This is a genomic window from Schaalia sp. Marseille-Q2122 (assembly GCF_903645355.1).
GTDB lineage: Bacteria > Actinomycetota > Actinomycetes > Actinomycetales > Actinomycetaceae > Pauljensenia.
Window position 1 is genome coordinate 93,162 of the sequence record NZ_CAHJXR010000008.1, and the last position, 17,571, is coordinate 110,732.

15 protein-coding genes are annotated in these 17,571 nt (G+C 61.2%); 7 read left to right on the forward strand and 8 right to left on the reverse strand.

All coding sequences use genetic code 11. From position 1 onward, the window contains the following. Window positions 1-78: 78 nt before the first annotated feature. The 8 genes from HWX48_RS10015 to rpmH form a co-directional block, all read right to left on the reverse strand. Window positions 79-1,521 carry a ParB/RepB/Spo0J family partition protein gene (locus HWX48_RS10015; protein ID WP_175957150.1) on the reverse strand — a complete coding sequence of 481 codons (1,443 nt, stop codon included), beginning with the start codon at window positions 1,519-1,521 and terminating at the stop codon, window positions 79-81. Between the two features lie 257 nt (window positions 1,522-1,778). After that, the gene (locus HWX48_RS10020) at window positions 1,779-2,672 is read right to left on the reverse strand and encodes a ParA family protein (protein WP_175957152.1); all 894 of its coding nucleotides are present in this window, start codon (window positions 2,670-2,672) and stop codon (window positions 1,779-1,781) included. Window positions 2,673-2,773: 101 nt separating this feature from the next. Then, window positions 2,774-3,412: a 16S rRNA (guanine(527)-N(7))-methyltransferase RsmG gene (gene rsmG / locus HWX48_RS10025; RefSeq protein WP_175957262.1), complete on the reverse strand. Its 639-nt coding sequence runs from the start codon at window positions 3,410-3,412 to the stop codon at window positions 2,774-2,776. A gap of 197 nt (window positions 3,413-3,609) precedes the next feature. Then, window positions 3,610-4,155: a R3H domain-containing nucleic acid-binding protein gene (locus HWX48_RS10030; protein WP_175957154.1), complete on the reverse strand. Its 546-nt coding sequence runs from the start codon at window positions 4,153-4,155 to the stop codon at window positions 3,610-3,612. 41 nt (window positions 4,156-4,196) lie between these two features. After that, window positions 4,197-5,513, reverse strand: a complete 1,317-nt coding sequence (gene yidC / locus HWX48_RS10035) for a membrane protein insertase YidC (protein ID WP_175957156.1) — start codon at window positions 5,511-5,513, stop codon at window positions 4,197-4,199. 40 nt (window positions 5,514-5,553) lie between these two features. Beyond that, window positions 5,554-5,946, reverse strand: coding sequence for a membrane protein insertion efficiency factor YidD (gene yidD, locus HWX48_RS10040; RefSeq protein WP_175957158.1), 393 nt, complete (start codon window positions 5,944-5,946; stop codon window positions 5,554-5,556). Continuing rightward, entirely contained in the window at window positions 5,943-6,341 is a 399-nt protein-coding gene (gene rnpA, locus HWX48_RS10045; RefSeq protein ID WP_175957160.1) for a ribonuclease P protein component, read from the reverse strand. The genes yidD and rnpA overlap by 4 nt, the downstream gene beginning before the upstream one ends. A 15-nt stretch (window positions 6,342-6,356) precedes the next feature. Beyond that, window positions 6,357-6,494 carry a 50S ribosomal protein L34 gene (rpmH, locus tag HWX48_RS10050; protein WP_124869965.1) on the reverse strand — a complete coding sequence of 46 codons (138 nt, stop codon included), beginning with the start codon at window positions 6,492-6,494 and terminating at the stop codon, window positions 6,357-6,359. Between the two features lie 461 nt (window positions 6,495-6,955). Between rpmH and dnaA the strand changes: the two genes are divergently transcribed. From dnaA to HWX48_RS10085, 7 genes are all read left to right on the forward strand, one after another. Further along, window positions 6,956-8,491 carry a chromosomal replication initiator protein DnaA gene (gene dnaA, locus HWX48_RS10055; protein WP_175957162.1) on the forward strand — a complete coding sequence of 512 codons (1,536 nt, stop codon included), beginning with the start codon at window positions 6,956-6,958 and terminating at the stop codon, window positions 8,489-8,491. Window positions 8,492-8,926: 435 nt separating this feature from the next. Further along, complete coding sequence (dnaN, locus tag HWX48_RS10060) at window positions 8,927-10,063, forward strand: DNA polymerase III subunit beta (protein ID WP_175957164.1); 1,137 nt, start codon at window positions 8,927-8,929, stop codon at window positions 10,061-10,063. 46 nt (window positions 10,064-10,109) lie between these two features. Continuing rightward, window positions 10,110-11,318 (forward strand): DNA replication/repair protein RecF, encoded by a 1,209-nt coding sequence (gene recF, locus HWX48_RS10065; protein WP_175957166.1) that lies wholly within the window; start codon window positions 10,110-10,112, stop codon window positions 11,316-11,318. Further along, window positions 11,311-12,168: a DUF721 domain-containing protein gene (locus HWX48_RS10070; protein ID WP_175957168.1), complete on the forward strand. Its 858-nt coding sequence runs from the start codon at window positions 11,311-11,313 to the stop codon at window positions 12,166-12,168. The genes recF and HWX48_RS10070 overlap by 8 nt, the downstream gene beginning before the upstream one ends. A gap of 205 nt (window positions 12,169-12,373) precedes the next feature. Further along, window positions 12,374-14,407: a DNA topoisomerase (ATP-hydrolyzing) subunit B gene (gene gyrB / locus HWX48_RS10075; protein ID WP_175957170.1), complete on the forward strand. Its 2,034-nt coding sequence runs from the start codon at window positions 12,374-12,376 to the stop codon at window positions 14,405-14,407. A gap of 162 nt (window positions 14,408-14,569) precedes the next feature. Then, the gene (gene gyrA, locus HWX48_RS10080; RefSeq protein ID WP_254873075.1) at window positions 14,570-17,173 is read left to right on the forward strand and encodes a DNA gyrase subunit A; all 2,604 of its coding nucleotides are present in this window, start codon (window positions 14,570-14,572) and stop codon (window positions 17,171-17,173) included. Continuing rightward, on the forward strand, window positions 17,170-17,568 hold the full coding sequence (locus tag HWX48_RS10085; protein WP_175957173.1) for a DUF3566 domain-containing protein: 399 nt from the start codon (window positions 17,170-17,172) through the stop codon (window positions 17,566-17,568). Before gyrA ends, HWX48_RS10085 begins: the two co-directional genes overlap by 4 nt. The last annotated feature ends 3 nt before the right edge of the window (window positions 17,569-17,571 follow it).

The window sequence follows — 17,571 nt, forward strand, 5'->3', positions numbered from 1 at the left end:
TCTGTGGGGCATGTGGAGATCGTGTGGGCTCCCTGTCCCAGCAGCGAGCAGTCACCCAGAAGACTGTATACGCGGTGCCTAGGCGTCCCTTACGAGCAATGCAGCAATACGTTCAAGGTCATCCGCGCCGGCAAACTCGATGACAATCTTGCCTTTACGACGTCCTTCAGAAATCGTGACGCGTGTGTCGTAGGCATCCGACAAGGTGGAGACGAGCCTCTCCCCTAACGGCGACAGAGTCTTCTCCCCCGGCTTCTGAGTTGCCACAGGGTGTCGCGGAAGACCCAAACGCACGAGTTCCTCCGTCGTACGGACGGAAAGGCCTTCTGCCACAATCCGTTCCGCCAAGCGCTCCATGTCGGCTGCCTCGTTGAGACCGAGCAGTGCACGCGCATGGCCGGCTGTGATGGAACCGCCCGCGAGCTTGCGTTGGACAGCAGGGGGAAGCTTCAGCAGGCGGAGGGTATTGGCAATCTGGGGCCGTGATCGGGCAATGCGCTTGGCGAGCTCCTCTTGGGTCGCGCCGAAGTCAGCCATGAGCTGCTGATAGGCCGATGCCTCCTCCAAGGGATTGAGCTGCACCCGATGTAGGTTTTCGAGCAGTGCATCACGAAGCAGATCATCGTCTTCCGTATCACGAATGATCGCCGGTACGGTTGAGTTTCCGGCCAATTCCGATGCACGCAGACGACGTTCACCCATAATGAGTTCGTATCGGGCATCAGGCTTTGCTTCAAGGAGTTGCCGAAGCGTCTCGGTAGGCTCGTCACTGGCCTTAATGGGCCGAACGACAATTGGTTGAAGCACACCGACCTCGGTGATGGAAGCCGCGAGCTCTGCAAGTTCATCCTCATCGAAGACTTCGCGTGGCTGACGGGAATTCGGAATGATCTCATCCACTCGGAGCACGCCAAAGCTGGCGCCAGGCACGGCCATCAATTCAGGCTCATCCTCAGATGTTTCACGTGAAACACCGTTCTGAGGAGTGCCCATAATGGCGTCAAGAACATTCGTCGTCACGCGGGCAGATGTCTGTCCGTCATCGGCCAAGGACGTTTCACGTGAAACATCCATCTGAGGTGCGCTCTTGCCGGCAGTGGCCGCACCTGATTCATTCGACGCCGATTCGGTCGGCATGGATCCGCGCACTGCTTGGGCTTGAATCGGCGCCTCGGCTTCACGCGCTGCTGCTTCAGCGCCAACGCCTGCCTCGGCCTGAATCTTCACCTTTTGCCCCCGAGCCGAACGTGACTTCGCGGGATCTACCGATGTTTCACGTGAAACACTCTTACGGCCTTGGCTTGACCGTCGGGGCTGAAGAAGCTCCCGGGCAGAACCTCCCCTTGTGCGCGAAGACGAGGCGGAGGCGGACTCTGGGAAGAGGACATCTAAGGGGCGAGCGCTCTCACCACGCGGAGCCGGTGGAGCATCGGGAATCAAGGAGCCAAGGCCATTACCCAATCCGCGACGGGGCCGCGACGATTGGGAGCCAGTTTGCTGCGTCGGGCGTGCATCGGCCATATCGTGTCCTCTTTCCCCATGCGCACAGCACCTGATGGTAAGCGCATTCAGTAACAGTCATTGCGAGGTCACTTAGTCAGCCAAGCGCCCGCGCTTTTCGGTAGGTACTTAGTCTAACGCGCGAAACGGGGCGATGGGTGCCGACGCCCGCAGTCATGACGTCATATCCCCCGCCGTGCACAAGAGACAGCGCCAGGCGCTCCTGCCCGAGGTGCTATGACATACGGTCGCCGACACGAGGGACGGTGAACAAAGGATCAGTCGCGAGATGCGTGCTGTGCGAGCCGCTGACTGAGCTCGAGCGCCGCCTTCCGATAGGCCAGAGCACCAGCAGAACGAGGATCGTAGGAAACCACACTCTGGCCGTAGGAAGGGGCTTCCGAGACGCGAACAGATCGTGGAATGACCGTCTCAAGGGTTTGCTCCGGGAAGTGTTCCCGCACTTCAGCTTCGACCTCTTCAGACAGCTTCGTACGGCGATCCACCATCGTCAACAGCATCGTGGAAACAAAAAGACGAGGGTTCAGCGCAGCCCTAATGCGTTCAATCGTCTTCCACAACTGAGTCAGGCCTTCGAGGGCGTAGTACTCCGTTTGGATTGGAATCATCACCTGATCGCAAGCCACCAGGGCATTGAGGGTCACCAAACCCAGGGAGGGCGGACAGTCAATGAGGACAACGTCAACCTCCTGGTGCTCCTCCACAAAGGCAGAAACGGCATCGGCGAGCAAGAACTCGCGGCGCTCAAGATCGACGATCTCAATCTCTGCCCCCGAAAGGTCAATGGTCGCTGGGCACACAAGCAAACGTTCACTGTCAGGGCAACGTTGGAGGGCTTCGACGAGCGGGGTCTGACCAATAATGACGTCATAGGTCGACAAGGTGCCGGCTGAGTGTGCAACACCCAAAGCGGAGGATGCATTGCCCTGGGCGTCGGCATCGATCACTACTACATTCAGGCCACCTTTTGCTAGGGCAACAGCAATATTCACCACGGTGGTTGTCTTACCGACGCCACCCTTTTGGTTGGCAACCGTGATGACCACGGGCGCAGCCGGCCTGGGATACACAGCCTTGTCTAACATGCGCTGATCAGCCAAATTACGCTCTAGCTGAGCGGACAGAGGCGTGCCTCCGGTTGAAGTGCTCATCTCTACCTGCCTTGTTGAAACAATTCTCTTGACCACTTTAGAGCAGAAGCGAGGCCGACCTCTAGGCGACGGCCTCGCTTCTGCTCACATGGGCGGTGCGCCTACTTCACGCGGCGACACACCACAACGAATGTTGAATCCTCTTCCATGATTGAAGGGACTTCGTGGACCTCAGCACGCAAATGATGACGCTTCAACTCTGCTGCCGCCTCTTCAACCTCAAGAGCCGCACGACGCCCCTTAAGGGCCACCAGCGAACCGCCAGGAGCAATGAGCTTAGACGTCATACGGACCAGCTTGGTCATATTCGCCACCGCACGAGAGGTCACCACATCGGCTTTCCCCTTGCCTCGCAACTCCTCGGCGCGAGCCTGATGGATGGTGACATTGTCCAGGCCAAGCTCATCGACGACATCGGCCAGCCAATCGCAACGCCGCTGCATGGGTTCAGCAAGGTGAACATCCAACTCAGGTCGCGCAATAGCCACCACGATGCCGGGGAACCCGGCACCCGAACCCACATCGAGAATCTGAGCCTGCCGAGGAAGGAAATCCAGCACGGCTGCGGAGTTGACGAGGTGGCGTGACCATAGCCGTGGGACCTCCCGAGGGCCAATGAGCCCACGCAACTCACCCTCCTCCTCAAGCATGTGCGCGAAGGCCTCCATCTGCCCAAAGGAAAGACCGAAGAATTCACGCACAGCCTCGGTTGGCTGCTCAAAGGTGACGCCATCAGGCAGTTCAGGAGCGCCATCGGGGTAGGAGGTTGGGTTCGCACAGATACCCTGGCAGCCAGAATCCTCACTCAGGGCATGCCCATGATGAGCGTGCCCCGCGCCCTGCCCTTGGCCACTGTGGCCGGGACCGGCATGCCCATGACCACTGTGGCCATGGCCGCCATGGTCAGGGTGATCCTCAAGCGAACGCTCCACGGAGGTCACTCGTCGGTCTCAGTCTCGTCGGTGGCCTCGTCCTCCTCATCGAGGGCTCCGGCGTCGGCGGGAAGAATCACGACGAAGCGGTGAGGCTCGACGCCTTCAGATTCGGAGACCAAGCCGGCTGCGGCGACGACGTCGTGGCAGACCTTGCGTTCGAAGGGGTTCATGGCATCGAGGCGCTGTACTTCGCCGGTAGCGCGCAGACGGGAGATCGCCTCTTCGGTGATGGCCTGCAGTTCGGCCTTACGGCTCGCGCGGAAGCCAGCGATGTCAAGCATGAGACGCGAACGTTCCCCCGTCTCTGTTTGGACAGCCAGGCGGGTAAGCTCCTGGAGGGCATCGAGGACCTCACCATCCTCGCCAACAAGCCGGGCGAGGGCGTCAGGGTCGTCGGCGACGATCTCGACGCTGGCGCGCCCGTTTTCGACGTCGATTTCAATATCACCATCAAAGTCGGCGATATCGAGCAGTTCTTCGAGGTAATCGGCCGCGATTTCACCTTCTTCTTCCAGGTGAGCCAGGCGTTCCTTTTCGCTCTCAGTCATCGGATTTCCTCATCATTTAGGGGTTATCGGTTCTGGGGGGCTCAGCGGCCTTTTTTGCTATCGCGGCGGGCCTTGCGGCGGGCTTGACGGCGTCGTTCAAGCTCCTCGGGGGACAGGCCTGCTGCGTTGGTGGATTCGTGGGCGTCGGCTTGAGCTTCAGCAGCCGCCTTGCGTTGGGCCTTGCTCTGGCGGCGAGGCTGTTCGCGGCGTTCGCTCTGCTGGGCGCGGCGTTCAAGGTTCCGTTCAGTCTGGCGCTTCACGCCGCGCATCCACATTTCATCAGGGAGGGTGGTCCATTCCTGGTGAGAGAGGTTGCGGTAGATGGTGATGACCTCACCGTCGGAGAGCTCTGCGGGGAAGTCCGAAGCAATCTTGGAGGCCTTGCCCTTGGTGACAAGGGTCTGGCGGGTGCGGGCGTTGAGTGCGGCGAGGTCTTCAGCGCTCAGGGCCAAGGCGCGTTCACGGTCATAGTCGGCGAAGAAGTCCTTCGCCCAGGACTGGTAACGCATCTGCCGCTTGGCGACCAGGTCGAGGTAGGCGGGGGAGCCGGGGGTGGGCATGTAGTGCAGGGTCCACAGCTGCTGGGCCAGGGCCCAGACGGTACCGGTCACCATGTAGACGAGCAGACCCATTTGGAAGACGAAGCCGGTGACGATGAACATGGCCGGCATCATGTACATCATGAGCTTCTGGGAGCGCACCATGGGGTTGTTGGGGTCATCAACCGGTGGCATGTTCCGCACGAGCATCATGCGCATGGACAGGAACTGCAGGGTAACCATCGCGGCAATAAGCACGATGAAAGTGACGATACCGGCAATGTCGGAGGTGGAGCCAATAGTGTTGGACAGTTGCACGCCCATGACGGTCGAACCGTCGATTTCCTTGGCGAGGGTCTGGTCGATGGGGCCCAGGCTTTCTGCTGCTTCACCACGGTAGGTGTAGACACCATCGGCGATGAGCTTAACGGCGATGAAGGCCTGGTACATACCAAAGAGGATGGGCATCTGGACCAAGACGGGCAGGCAGGAAGCGAAGGGGCTGGTGCCGTGCTTCTTGTACAGGGCCTGGGTTTCTTCAGCCATCTTCTGGCGGGACACCGGGTCGGTCTTGCCCTTGTACTTTTCCTGGATCTTCTTCATTTCAGGCTGGATGGCCTGCATGCCCCTAGAGCTCTTAATCTGCTTGAGGAAGAGGGGGATGATGAGGATGCGAACGACGATGGTCACCAGGATGATCGAGATCACCCAGGCAACACCGGAGCCGCTGCCCATGCCGATGGCGACCAGGCCGCGGTGAATCATGACCCACACCCAGGTGATGGCCACCGCAAAGGGGTGAAGGATCAAATCAAACATTCGTGACTCCTCAGTTTGGTCGGAGAGTGTTCTCCGTGGTCTATCCGGTCAGGCCCGGAAGTGTGTTGTCGTGGGGCCTGTCGTCGGCCTCATTGGTGGTCGCGTCCAGTCCCATCGGGACGTAGGATTCGCCGCTGTGGTGTCCTACCCAATCATCGGGTGGGACCCACGGGTCGGGTGTCCATCGTCCAGGTGGCGGTACGTGATCCACTCCCCCATAGGACCAGGGGTTGCAGCGCAAGAGACGCCATAGGGACAAGATAGTCCCTTTAATGATGCCGTGAACGCTCAGGGCTTCGACTGCGTAGTTGGAGCAGGTCGGCGCGTATCGGCAGCTGGGTGGCATCATCGGGGAGATGAAACGCTGGTAGAGCCTTACCGGCGCGATAGCCGCGCTGCGAAGTAGGCGGCGCAGGGTTGCGAGGGCGTTCATGGTGTGTCCTTGTTCGCGCTCGCTGCCGCTGTGGCCGTGCCCTGACGGGTGTGAAGTTTTCGTAGGGCGCGTCCAAGTGCGCTGTCGAGGTGTTGCTCGAGATCCTCGTGGGAGGCGTCGAGGGCGGCCGCATGAGCGCGGATGACGAGGTGAGTGCCGCCGGGCAGTTGGTGGAGGCGGTCGCGCATGAGGTGGCGTAGTTGACGTTTGACGCGGTTGCGTCCGGTGGCACGTTTGATTTCGCGCTTGGGTACGACGAAACCGACGAGGCATCCGTGGGGATCCTCGTCGGTTCGACAGTGCACGACAACCAACGGCGTTCCGGCGCGCGCTCCCTGTCGGGAGGTTGTCCGGAAATCTGCCGGGTCAACCATGCGGTGCGCGCGGGGCAACACCTCGCGGCGCCAGTCTCAGGCGGACAGGCGTGCGCGGCCCTTGCGACGACGGCTCGCGATGATGGCGCGGCCGGCGCGGGTGCTCATGCGCAGACGGAAGCCGTGCGTCTTGGAACGACGACGGTTGTTGGGCTGGAAAGTCCGCTTGGTCACGACAGTACTCCTCGGGGGGAACGAGGGGACTTCCCTCGTTCATCGGTCAGATGTGTTGACCTCTTTTCAGAATGCTCTGATGAGCGCCAACATGTGTTCGCTGGGGAACACAGACAAACCAAAAGACTAGAAGGCATTTGCGTTTCGGTCAACGAAAGGCGTCGGCGTGTGAACGCCTCGAGTTATCCACATGTGTGGATGACGGTGTGGATAGTGCAGTCCACAATCTGTCGACGCGGACTTCTTGGGGCAAATGTGCCGATGTCGATCTTTTGGCGCTCTGGCCCGGATCACCTGTGTAACTACATTGTTGTGATTCACTGGTGCTGTGCACACACCTTTGTCCCCAGCCTGTGGAAAACTTGTGGACACGGTAGTATTCATGTGCGGCTGAAACACTGCACAAGGCCTCGATTCGTGGCCAACTTCACTACCTCATCACACCGGCAGGAGAGCTCATCGTGGTTTCTGACAATCTCTCAGCAGCATGGGGCCACGCCCTAGAGATTCTCGCCGATACCGTTGGTCCAGCCACCATTAGCCTCATGCGCCGCGCACGCCCCCTGGCCAATATTGAAGGCACCATTCTCATTGCTGTGCCCGACGCCTTCGTGCAAAACAGGATCGAAACCCACGCTCTGTCCACGCTTATCCCCATCCTCAGCGAACTCATGGGCCGAGAGATCCGAATCCACTTCACCGTTGATCCCCTCTCCATCCCCGATACGCCCGTTGACGCCGCCGAGGATGCCCAGCAAACGCCCTCGCCCCAGCCCTCTCCCCTCCCCCAGCGTGAGGGTATCTACGAGGGCGACGCCGCGGCCCTGGCCTCCTCGCCTGAAACCGAGGAGGTCCCCATCGTCACTCTTCCTCCCGCGCTCAAGGACTCCTCTGCGGCGGTGCTGCCCGGACCTGAGAGCGGCGAGTACACGAGCCTGACCATTGATCGCAACACCACCAACCTCAACCCCAAGTACACCTTTGACACCTTCGTCATGGGCCCCTCGAATCGTTTCGCCCACGCCACGGCCTTCCAGGTCGCTGAAAGCCCCGGCCAGGGCTACTACAACCCCCTGTTTATGTATGGGGATTCCGGTCTGGGCAAGACCCACCTGCTGCACGCGATTGGTCACTATGCGCTCACCCTCTACCCGCATTTGAAGGTGCGCTATGTGAACTCTGAAGAGTTCACCAATGACTTCATTAACTCCATTCGTGAGGGTCATATCGAAGAATTCCAGCGTCGCTACCGCCAGGTTGACCTGCTGCTTATTGATGATATTCAGTTCATCGGCGGTAAAGAGCAGACGATGGAGGAGTTCTTCCATACCTTTAACTCCCTCTACAACCTCAATAAGCAGATCGTCATGACCTCCGATCTGCCCCCTGCCAAGCTTTCAGGTATTGAGGATCGTCTGCGTTCACGTTTTGCGATGGGGTTGATGGCCGATATTCAAGCCCCTGACCTTGAGACCCGTATCGCGATTTTGCAAAAGAAGGCTCAGGCTGAGGACCTCGTGGTCAATCCTGATGTTCTGGACTACATTGCCTCACGCATTTCGGCCAACGTCCGTGAACTTGAGGGTGCCCTGCTGCGCGTGACGGCCTACGCCCAGATCAGCCAGCAGGAGATCACCACCGACCTTGCGGCGGTTGTCCTCAAGCATGTCATCTCTGACCCCAATGATTCAGAGATCACCGCCAACCTCATCATGGCCCAGACGGCAAACTACTTTGGTTTCTCCGTTGAACAGCTCTGTTCGAGTGAGCGTGCGCGCGCCCTGGTTGAAGCGCGCCAGATTGCCATGTATCTGTGCCGTGACCTGACGGATCTGTCCCTGCCCAAGATTGGCGAGGCTTTCGGTGGGCGCGACCATACGACGGTCATTCACGCGCATAAGAAGATCCAGCAACAGATGCCCAATAAGAAAGAGACCTACACACACGTGACGGAGCTGACGAACCGCATTAAGCAGGCGGCTCGAAACTCTGCCTGAAAAGCGCTGAGGGCCGCGCGTCGGCCCCTGTTGCAGCAGTATTCACAGCTCTTGTGGGCAGCGCGTGGACAAGATCGAACAGCCTGTGGACGATGCGGCAGTCGATGTGGATGACGAATGACAGCCCTGAGTGTCATTCACAGTCCCGTTGCCTCATCCCCTGTTTTACCCACAGCTGCATCCACCGCCGATTAGGCCAATAATACGGGGAAAACTGATGTTTTCCACAGAATCCACAGACCCTATGATGATGACGAACTACAAGAAATTCTTGTCATTCGATGATGGGCTCGGAACAGACGCTGCGCGACGATACTGACCGTGCGTGTCATTCAGACGGTGTCCGTATCACAAGAATGAGTGACTACACGAATCAACACGCATACGGGTACAGTTAAGGAAGCTACTGCCGTAATTCACTGTGGAGGGACGTCCATGAAGTTCACCGTCGCACGCGACGTACTTTCTGAGGCTGTTTCGTGGACGGCACGCGCCGTCCCCAACCGTCCTGCAAGTCCGATCCTGGCCGGCGTGCGTATGAGTGCAGCCAATGATGTCTTGACCCTCTCGTCCTTCGACTACGAGGTCTCCGCGAACTCCGAGGTTGCCGCCACCGTTGAAGAACCCGGCGAAGTCCTCGTCTCTGGACGCCTCTTGGCTGATATCTCCAAGTCCTTCCCCAACCGCCCCGTGCGCGTTGAACTCGACGGACAAAAAGTGAGCCTGACCTGCGGCTCCTCCCACTTCACCCTGGCAGTGATGTCCCTGGACGAATATCCCCTCCTGCCCGCCCAGCCCGAAGCACGTGGCCGCGTTGACGCCGCCGTCCTCGCTCAAGCTGTCAACCAAGTCTCCGTTGCCGCCTCCCGCGACGACACCCTGCCCCTCCTGACGGGCGTGCGCATGGAGATTGAGGGAACGAAGATGACCCTCCTGGCCACCGACCGCTACCGTCTGGCCGTGCGCGAACTGACCTGGGAGCCCACCGAGGAAACCTACTCCGAAGCGGCCCTCGTCAAGGCACGCATCCTCCAAGACGTCGCCAAGTCCATGACCTCCGGCGCCGCTGTTGAACTCGGCGTCAGCCATGAAGCAAAGATGGGCACCTCCTCCCTCATTGGCTTCGCAGCCGGTGGGCGCCGCACGACCTCAACCCTCATGGATGGCGACTACCCTGCGGTGCGTCGCCTCCTGCCTGAATCCACCCCGATCATCGCGGTCTGCCACCGTCAGAGCCTGCTTGAATCCGTCAAGCGCGTCTCCCTCGTTGCTGAGCGTAAGACCTCCGTGCGCCTTGCGTTCTCTGAAGGCCAAGTGACCCTTGAGGCTGGCCAGGGCGAGAACGCGCAGGCCTCGGAAGTCCTCGAAGCACAGCTCAGCGGTGAGGACATTGCCACCGCCTTTAACCCCCAGTTCCTCATTGAAGGACTGTCGGTCATTGACGCTGAATACGTGCGTTTCGGTTTCGTTCACTCGACCAAGCCTGCCGTGCTGACCGGCCAGGAAAAGGAAGAGGGCGGGGAGATCACGAACTTCCAGTACCTGCTCATGCCCATTCGCTTCGGCGTCTGAGCGGCTACAGGTAGTAGCCGACTCCTGGGTCAGGCACGGGGTTTGAGTGCGCGTTTCACACCTTGCCGTTGACGACTTTCGTTCCTACAAACATGCCGTCGTCGAATTTGACCCCGGTGTGACGGTCCTGGTCGGCCCCAACGGGCAGGGGAAAACCAACCTTGTTGAAGCCCTGGCCTACCTGTCGACCTTCTCCAGTCACCGCGTATCGGCCGAGGCCGCCCTCGTGCGTATCCCCTCCCCCGAGGAAGAGCCCATTGGCGGGGCCGTGGTGCGCGCGCGCCTCATCCAAGGCGAACGCGAACACGTCATTGAGCTTGAGATCGTGCGCGGCAAGGCTAATCGCGCGCGCCTGAACCGCACGCAAGCCCGGCCACGCGACATTGTCGGTATGGTGAAAACCGTGGTGTTCGCCCCTGAGGACCTGTCGTTGATCCGCGGCGAACCGGGCGTGCGCCGCAGTTTCATGGATGACCTCACCATCCAGAAAAAGCCCCTTATGGTGCAGATCAAAAGCGATTTTGACAAGGTTGCTAAGCAGCGGGCAGCCCTGATGAAACAGGCACAGTCCCGCCTGCGACGCGGTCAAAGCCCCGACCTGTCGACCATCGACATTTGGGACGAAAACTTCGCACGCCTCTCTGCACGTATCACCGCCGAGCGCGCCGCCCTCGTGCGCGAAATGGCTGACCCTGCCCACGAGGCTTACGACAAGGTGGCGGACTCCCCCAAGCAGCTGAGCTTACGCCTGGATGCCTCGATTGATTCGGTCCTCTTGCCCAACGCCGCCGATGGCGCGGGCGTGGAGGAACGCCCCGACCTGGAGGATGTTGCGGCCAATACGGAGCGCCTCCTGGCTGCCCTGACCCATGTGCGCGAACGGGAAATGGAACGCGGCGTGAACCTCGTCGGTGCCCACCGCGACGACCTGCACCTGGAGTTGGGCGGTATGCCTGTGCGCGGCTACGCCAGCCACGGGGAATCCTGGTCGGTGGCACTTGCTCTGCGCTTGGCCTCCTTCGAGATCCTCAGTGACGAGGGCGAACAGCCTATCCTCATCCTTGATGATGTCTTCGCTGAGCTTGACGCGCGCCGCCGTACCCGTCTGGCGGGGCTTGTCGCGGAGGTTGACCAGGTGCTGGTCACTGCGGCGGTTGCCGAGGACGTGCCTGATGCGCTGGTCGGATCGGTCCTGCATGTGCGCGCCGATGCTGAGGCTGGCACCGTGGTCACTCGGGAGGCCACCGATGAGTGATGCCCAGAGCGCACCCCACTCCCCCGCTGGGGCCGACTGGCCTGAAGGCTGCGGGCCGAAAGATCCCGTAGCGGAATTCCCCAGGCCGGAGGAGGAAAATATCGACCCGGCGAGCCTGTCCACCCGCGGTGAACGCAGCCAGGTCGTCCTCGACGTTCTCGAACGTTTCCAGGAGCAGGCCGCCGAGGCCGGGCTGCGGCGCCGCTCTTGGCGCAGGCGGCAGCGGCATTTCGCGGCCGGAGCCACTGAGGAGTTCGCCCTTCCCGCCGACGCGGAGGTTGAGGCCGCCGATGAGGCCAGTGCTGATGATCTCAGTGCTGACGAGGCCACTGCCGCCGAGGTCGGCGCGCGGCGCGAGGCCGGCCCCGAGGGCGCAGGAGGGGGTCGAGCGAGCGAGCCAACCCCCGAAGACCTCGTCTTCCTTGAAGGCGATCAGCGCCGCTCCCCCGCTGCGTGGATTGCCCACCCGGGCCTGGCGTCCTCACGGCGCAACTACCGGCGTTCCTCCTCGCTGGGCGCAGTCCTGGGGCGCATGGTGCGTGCGGAAGGCTGGGATCAGCCCACGAAACTGGGCTCAGTCATGGCCAAGTGGCAGACCATTGTCGGCCCGAGTGTGGCCCAGCATTGCGTGGTGGAAACCTTTGAGGATGATCGTTTGATCGTGCGCTGTGATTCAACGGCATGGGCCAATCAGATGACCCTGCTCTTGCCCCATATTGAGCGCCGAATTGCGGAGGAAGTCGGGCATGGCGTGGTCAAACAGGTCATTATTCGGGGGCCTCATCGGCCCTCGTGGAAGAAGGGCTTGTATTCGGTGCCGGGCAGGGGTCCGCGCGATACCTACGGCTAAACGCGGGGTGGGACAAGTCACCCTTAGTATTTTTGCAGTTCAACAGGGGTTTTCGCGGGCTGTGCGGGAGGAAAAGGTTCACCGGATGCAGCGGTGTTTTTGATAGAATGAAACCCTTGGAATTCAGGCAGAACCGCCAATCCTGACGGTCTGTTACCGGGCCGGATGCTTTCCGGCCGATGAGGGGAGCCATTGAGTGGCTGATATGACAGCAAATACCACGGCCAGCAACGGGTCTGAAAGCTACGGCGCATCCGACATCACCGTTCTTGAAGGACTTGAGGCCGTTCGTAAGCGACCCGGCATGTACATCGGTTCCACCGGTGAACGCGGCCTGCACCACCTGGTCTACGAAGTCGTCGACAACTCCGTCGACGAAGCCCTGGCCGGATACGCCGACCACATCGAAGTGACGATCCAAGCCGATGGCGGTATTCGCGTCGTCGACAATGGCCGAGGCATTCCCGTCGACATCCACCCCACCGAAGGTAAGCCCACCGTTGAGGTCGTCATGACCATCCTCCACGCCGGCGGTAAGTTCGGCGGCGGCGGCTACGCGGTCTCCGGTGGTCTGCACGGCGTGGGTATCTCCGTCGTTAACGCTCTTTCCACCCGCGTTGACACCGAGATTCGCCGCCAAGGCCACGTCTGGCGCATGTCCTTCGCTAACGGCGGCACCCCCATCACTGAGCTGGTCAAGGGTGAGGAAACCGAAGAGACGGGCACCACCCAGACCTTCTACCCCGACCCGGAGATCTTCGAAACCGTTGAATTCTCCTTCGAAACCCTGCGCGCCCGCTTCCAGCAGATGGCCTTCCTCAACAAGGGCCTGCGCATCACCCTCATTGATGAACGCGAGGGTGCTCTCGAGGCCGCCCTCGGCGACGGCGATGAGATCGCCGGCGAGGAAGAAGAGGCCGCTGACAAGCCCGAACGCCTGGAAGTGTCGTACATGTACGAACACGGCCTGCGCGACTACGTCGCTTACCTCGACTCGGCCAAGAAGATCGACGTTATCAATAACGAAATCATCGATTTCGAGTGTGAAAATGCCGAAGGGACCATGTCCCTGGAGATCGCCATGCAGTGGACGAGCGCCTACACCTCCTCGATCCACACCTACGCCAACACCATCTCCACCACCGAGGGCGGCACCCACGAAGAAGGCTTCCGCACGGCACTGACCACCCTCATTAACCGCTACGCGCGCGACAAGGGCCTGATCAAGGAACGCGATGATAACCTCTCCGGTGACGACGTGCGTGAGGGCCTCACCGCCGTCATCTCCGTCAAGCTCACCGAACCCCAGTTCGAGGGTCAGACCAAGACCAAACTGGGCAACACCGAGGCTCGCACCTTCGTTCAACAGCAGCTCTACCAAAACCTCCTGGACTGGCTCGACGCCCACCCCGCTGACGCCAAGGCCATTGTCGCCAAGGGCCAGCAGGCTCAGCTTGCCCGCGTCGCCGCCCGCAAGGCCCGCGAAGCCACGCGCCGCAAGAGCGCCCTGGACTCAGTGTCCATGCCCACCAAGCTGCGTGACTGCTCCTCCCGGGATGCCTCGCTGTGCGAAATCTTCATCGTCGAGGGCGACTCCGCTGGCGGTTCGGCAGTGCTGGGCCGCGACCCCGAACACCAGGCGATCCTGCCCCTGCGCGGCAAGATCCTCAACGTGGAAAAGGCGCGCCTGGATCGCGCCCTCAACTCCGACACCATTCAGGCCCTCATTGGTGCCCTGGGCACCGGTATCGGTGAAGAATTCGACGTGGAGAAGCTGCGCTACCACAAGATCGTCCTCATGGCTGACGCCGACGTGGACGGCCAGCACATCGTCACCCTGCTGCTGACCTTCCTCTTCCGCTACATGACGCCGCTGGTGGAGCTCGGCCACGTCTACCTGGCCACTCCCCCGCTCTACCGCCTCAAGTGGACCAACCACCCTCACGAGTACGTCTTCTCCGACAAGGAACGCGACGACTGCCTCGCTGCGGGTGTGGCCGCCGGCTACAAGCTGCCCAAGGAAGGCGGCATCCAGCGATACAAGGGTCTGGGTGAGATGAACGACCAGGAACTGTGGGAGACCACCATGGATCCCTCCACCCGCATCCTCAAGCAAGTGGAGGTGGGCGAGGCTGCCGCCGCCGACGAAGTCTTCTCCATCCTCATGGGTGATGACGTCGAATCGCGCCGCCACTTCATCCAACGTAATGCCCACGACGTGCGTTTCATTGACGCCTGACCCCGCCCGTAGAACACAGGAGAACACCCCGTGAGTGACAACACCACAGACCTGACCCCGGGCGCCGACACCCCCAACGACGACGAGGTCACCCTCGCCGTCGGCACCGACCTCGTTGATCCTCAGGGCGATGGGCCTGACGGTCACGACCCCCACGGACGCATCGACCCTGTCGACCTGCGCTCGGAGATGCAGCGCTCCTACCTCGACTACGCGATGAGCGTTATCGTGGGCCGCGCCCTGCCGGATGTGCGCGACGGCCTCAAGCCCGTCCACCGCCGCATCCTCTACACGATGTTTGACGGCGGCTACCGCCCCAACGCCGGCTTCTACAAGTGCATGCGTGTCGTGGGTGACGTGCTGGGTCAATACCACCCCCACGGTGACGCCTCGGTGTATGACGCCCTGGCCCGCATGGTCCAACCCTGGTCCCTGCGCTACCCCCTCGTTGCAGGTCAGGGTAACTTTGGTTCCCCCGGTAACCTCGGGCCGGCAGCGCCTCGTTACACCGAATGTAAGATGGCCCCCCTGGCCATGGAAATGGTGCGCGACATCGACGAAAACACCGTCGATTTCCAGGACAACTACGATGGGCGCAACCAAGAACCCACCGTCTTGCCCTCGCGCTACCCCAACCTGCTGGTCAACGGTTCTGAGGGTATCGCCGTTGGTATGGCCACCCGTATCCCTCCGCACAACCTGCGTGAGGTTGCTTCGGGTGTGCAGTGGGCACTTGAGCACCCCGAGGCTTCCCGCGAGGAACTCCTCGAAGCCCTCATGGCCCGCATTAAGGGCCCCGACTTCCCTACCGGCGCCACCATCTTGGGCCGATCGGGCATTGAGGACGCCTACCGGACGGGACGAGGCTCCATCGTCCAGCGCGCCATTGTGGACGTAGAGGAAATCCACGGCCGCCAGTGCCTGGTCGTGAAGGAACTGCCCTACCAGGTCAACCCCGATAACCTCGTGGCTAAGATTGCCGAACTGGTCAAGAACGGCCAGATTCAAGGCATCGCTGACATTCGCGATGAGACCTCGGGCCGTCACGGTCAGCGCCTCATCATCGTGCTTAAGCGTGACGCTGTGGCCAAGGTTGTCCTCAACAACCTCTACAAGCGCACCGCCCTGCAGGACTCCTTCCCGGCGAATATGCTCGCCCTCGTTGACGGCGTGCCCCGCACGCTCAGCCTCGATGGCTTCATCCGCCACTGGATCACCCACCAGATGCAGGTCATTGAGCGCCGCACCGCCTTCCGCCTGGCCAAGGCCCGTGAACGCCTGCACATCCTGGAAGGCTACCTCAAGGCCCTGGACGCCTTGGACGAGGTCATCGCCCTCATCCGCCGCTCCCCCACCGCCGACGCCGCCCGCGAAGGCCTCATGGAGCTGCTGAGCATTGATGCCATCCAGGCTGATGCGATCCTGGCCCTGCAGCTGCGCCGCCTAGCCGCCCTTGAGCGTCAAAAGATCCTCGATGAGCACGCCGCTTTGCGCGCCCGCGTCGAAGACCTTGAGGACATCCTGGCCACCCCCGCACGCCAGCGCGACATTATCGGCATTGAACTGGCTGAAATCGTCGACAAGTACGGCGATGAGCGCATGACGACGATCCTGCCTTTCGGCGGGGAAATGTCGATGGAAGACCTCATCCCCCAAGAGGACGTGGTCGTCACCATTACCCGCGATGGTTTCGCCAAGCGCACCCGCACCGACAACTACCGTTCCCAAAAGCGCGGCGGTAAGGGCGTGCGCGGCACGCAGCTGCGCGGCGATGACGTGGTGGAGCACTTCTTCGTCACCACCACCCACCACTGGCTGCTCTTCTTTACCAACCTTGGCCGCGTCTACCGCGCCAAGGCCTACGAGATTCCCGAGGGCGGCCGCGACGCCAAGGGCCAGCACGTAGCGAACCTCCTGGCCTTCCAGCCCGAGGAAACCATCGCCCAGGTGCTCGCCATTGAGAACTACGAGCAGGCCGAATACCTCGTGCTCGCCACGAAGTCGGGTCTGGTGAAGAAGACGAAGCTCGCCGACTACAACTCCCCGCGTACCGGCGGCATTATTGCCATCAACCTGCGCGAGGACGAGGCCGGCCGCCCCGATGAGCTGGTTTCGGCTCACGTGGTCAACGCTGATGATCACCTGCTGCTGGTCTCGCGTGAGGGTCAGGCCTCCCGCTTTGCCGCCACCGATGAGCAACTGCGCCCCATGGGCCGCTCGACCTCTGGCGTGAAGGGTATGCGCTTCCGCGATGACGATGAGCTGCTCACCATGGAGGTTGTGCGCGAGGGCGCTGACCTGCTCATCGTCACCGAGGGCGGCTACGCCAAGCGCACCCCCGTGGAGGAATACCCCGTCAAGGGCCGCGGCATCCTGGGTGTGCGCGTCGGTAAGCTCTCTGAGGAGCGCGGCGGCCTCGTGGGCGCGTTGATGGTGGATGCTGAAGAGGATGTCATGGTCATTACCTCCTCGGGTAAGCTCGTCCAGGTCAATGCCTCCGATGTGCGCCCCACCAGCCGAAACACCATGGGTGTGATCTTTGCTCGCCCCGATGGGGATGACCGCATTATTGCCATTACCCGTAATCCTGAGCGTGAACTTCCTGGGGAGAATGGGGAGAATGGGAATGGAGCGGAGGCTCCCGAGGGCGCTGACGCTGAGCGTTCTGCAGGAACCTCGGAGGAAAATGCTCCGAATGCTGACGAAACCGCCCCGAAGGATGTAGCGTCAGAGGGAGAATCCACAGTTGAGGAGGATGACCAGTGAGCGAACAGACCGCGCCTGGAGGCATCGTTGAAGACGGCCCCCGCCAGGTCAATCTTGCGATCGCACGCATTGACCCCTGGACCGTCATGAAGGTGTCATTCCTCCTCAGCGTGGCTCTGGGCATTGTTTCGGTGATTGCCACCGCCATCTTGTGGACCATGCTCGACGCCATGCACGTCTTTGCCTCTATCGACGAGTTCCTCACCAAGTTGGGCGCTGAACGCTTCACCGTCTTGCTTGACTACGTGCGTTTCTCTCGCCTGCTGTCCTACACGACCATTGCGGCAGTGGCCAACGTCGTCCTCATGACGGCCATTGCCACCGTGGCAGCGATGCTCTACAACGTCATTGCCTCGCTGGTCGGTGGTGTGCGCGTGTCCCTCATGGACGAGTAAGAG

What these genes read in the sequence shown, in the direction of transcription:
- HWX48_RS10015 (WP_175957150.1), bottom strand. Translation starts at nt 1,521, where the DNA reads ATGGCCGATGCACGCCCGACGCAGCAAACTGGCTCCCAATCGTCGCGG.
- HWX48_RS10020 (WP_175957152.1), bottom strand. Translation starts at nt 2,672, where the DNA reads ATGAGCACTTCAACCGGAGGCACGCCTCTGTCCGCTCAGCTAGAGCGT.
- dnaN (WP_175957164.1), top strand. Translation starts at nt 8,927, where the DNA reads ATGAAGTTCACCGTCGCACGCGACGTACTTTCTGAGGCTGTTTCGTGG.
- yidC (WP_175957156.1), bottom strand. Translation starts at nt 5,513, where the DNA reads ATGTTTGATTTGATCCTTCACCCCTTTGCGGTGGCCATCACCTGGGTG.
- yidD (WP_175957158.1), bottom strand. Translation starts at nt 5,946, where the DNA reads ATGAACGCCCTCGCAACCCTGCGCCGCCTACTTCGCAGCGCGGCTATC.
- gyrB (WP_175957170.1), top strand. Translation starts at nt 12,374, where the DNA reads ATGACAGCAAATACCACGGCCAGCAACGGGTCTGAAAGCTACGGCGCA.
- HWX48_RS10030 (WP_175957154.1), bottom strand. Translation starts at nt 4,155, where the DNA reads ATGACTGAGAGCGAAAAGGAACGCCTGGCTCACCTGGAAGAAGAAGGT.
- HWX48_RS10070 (WP_175957168.1), top strand. Translation starts at nt 11,311, where the DNA reads ATGAGTGATGCCCAGAGCGCACCCCACTCCCCCGCTGGGGCCGACTGG.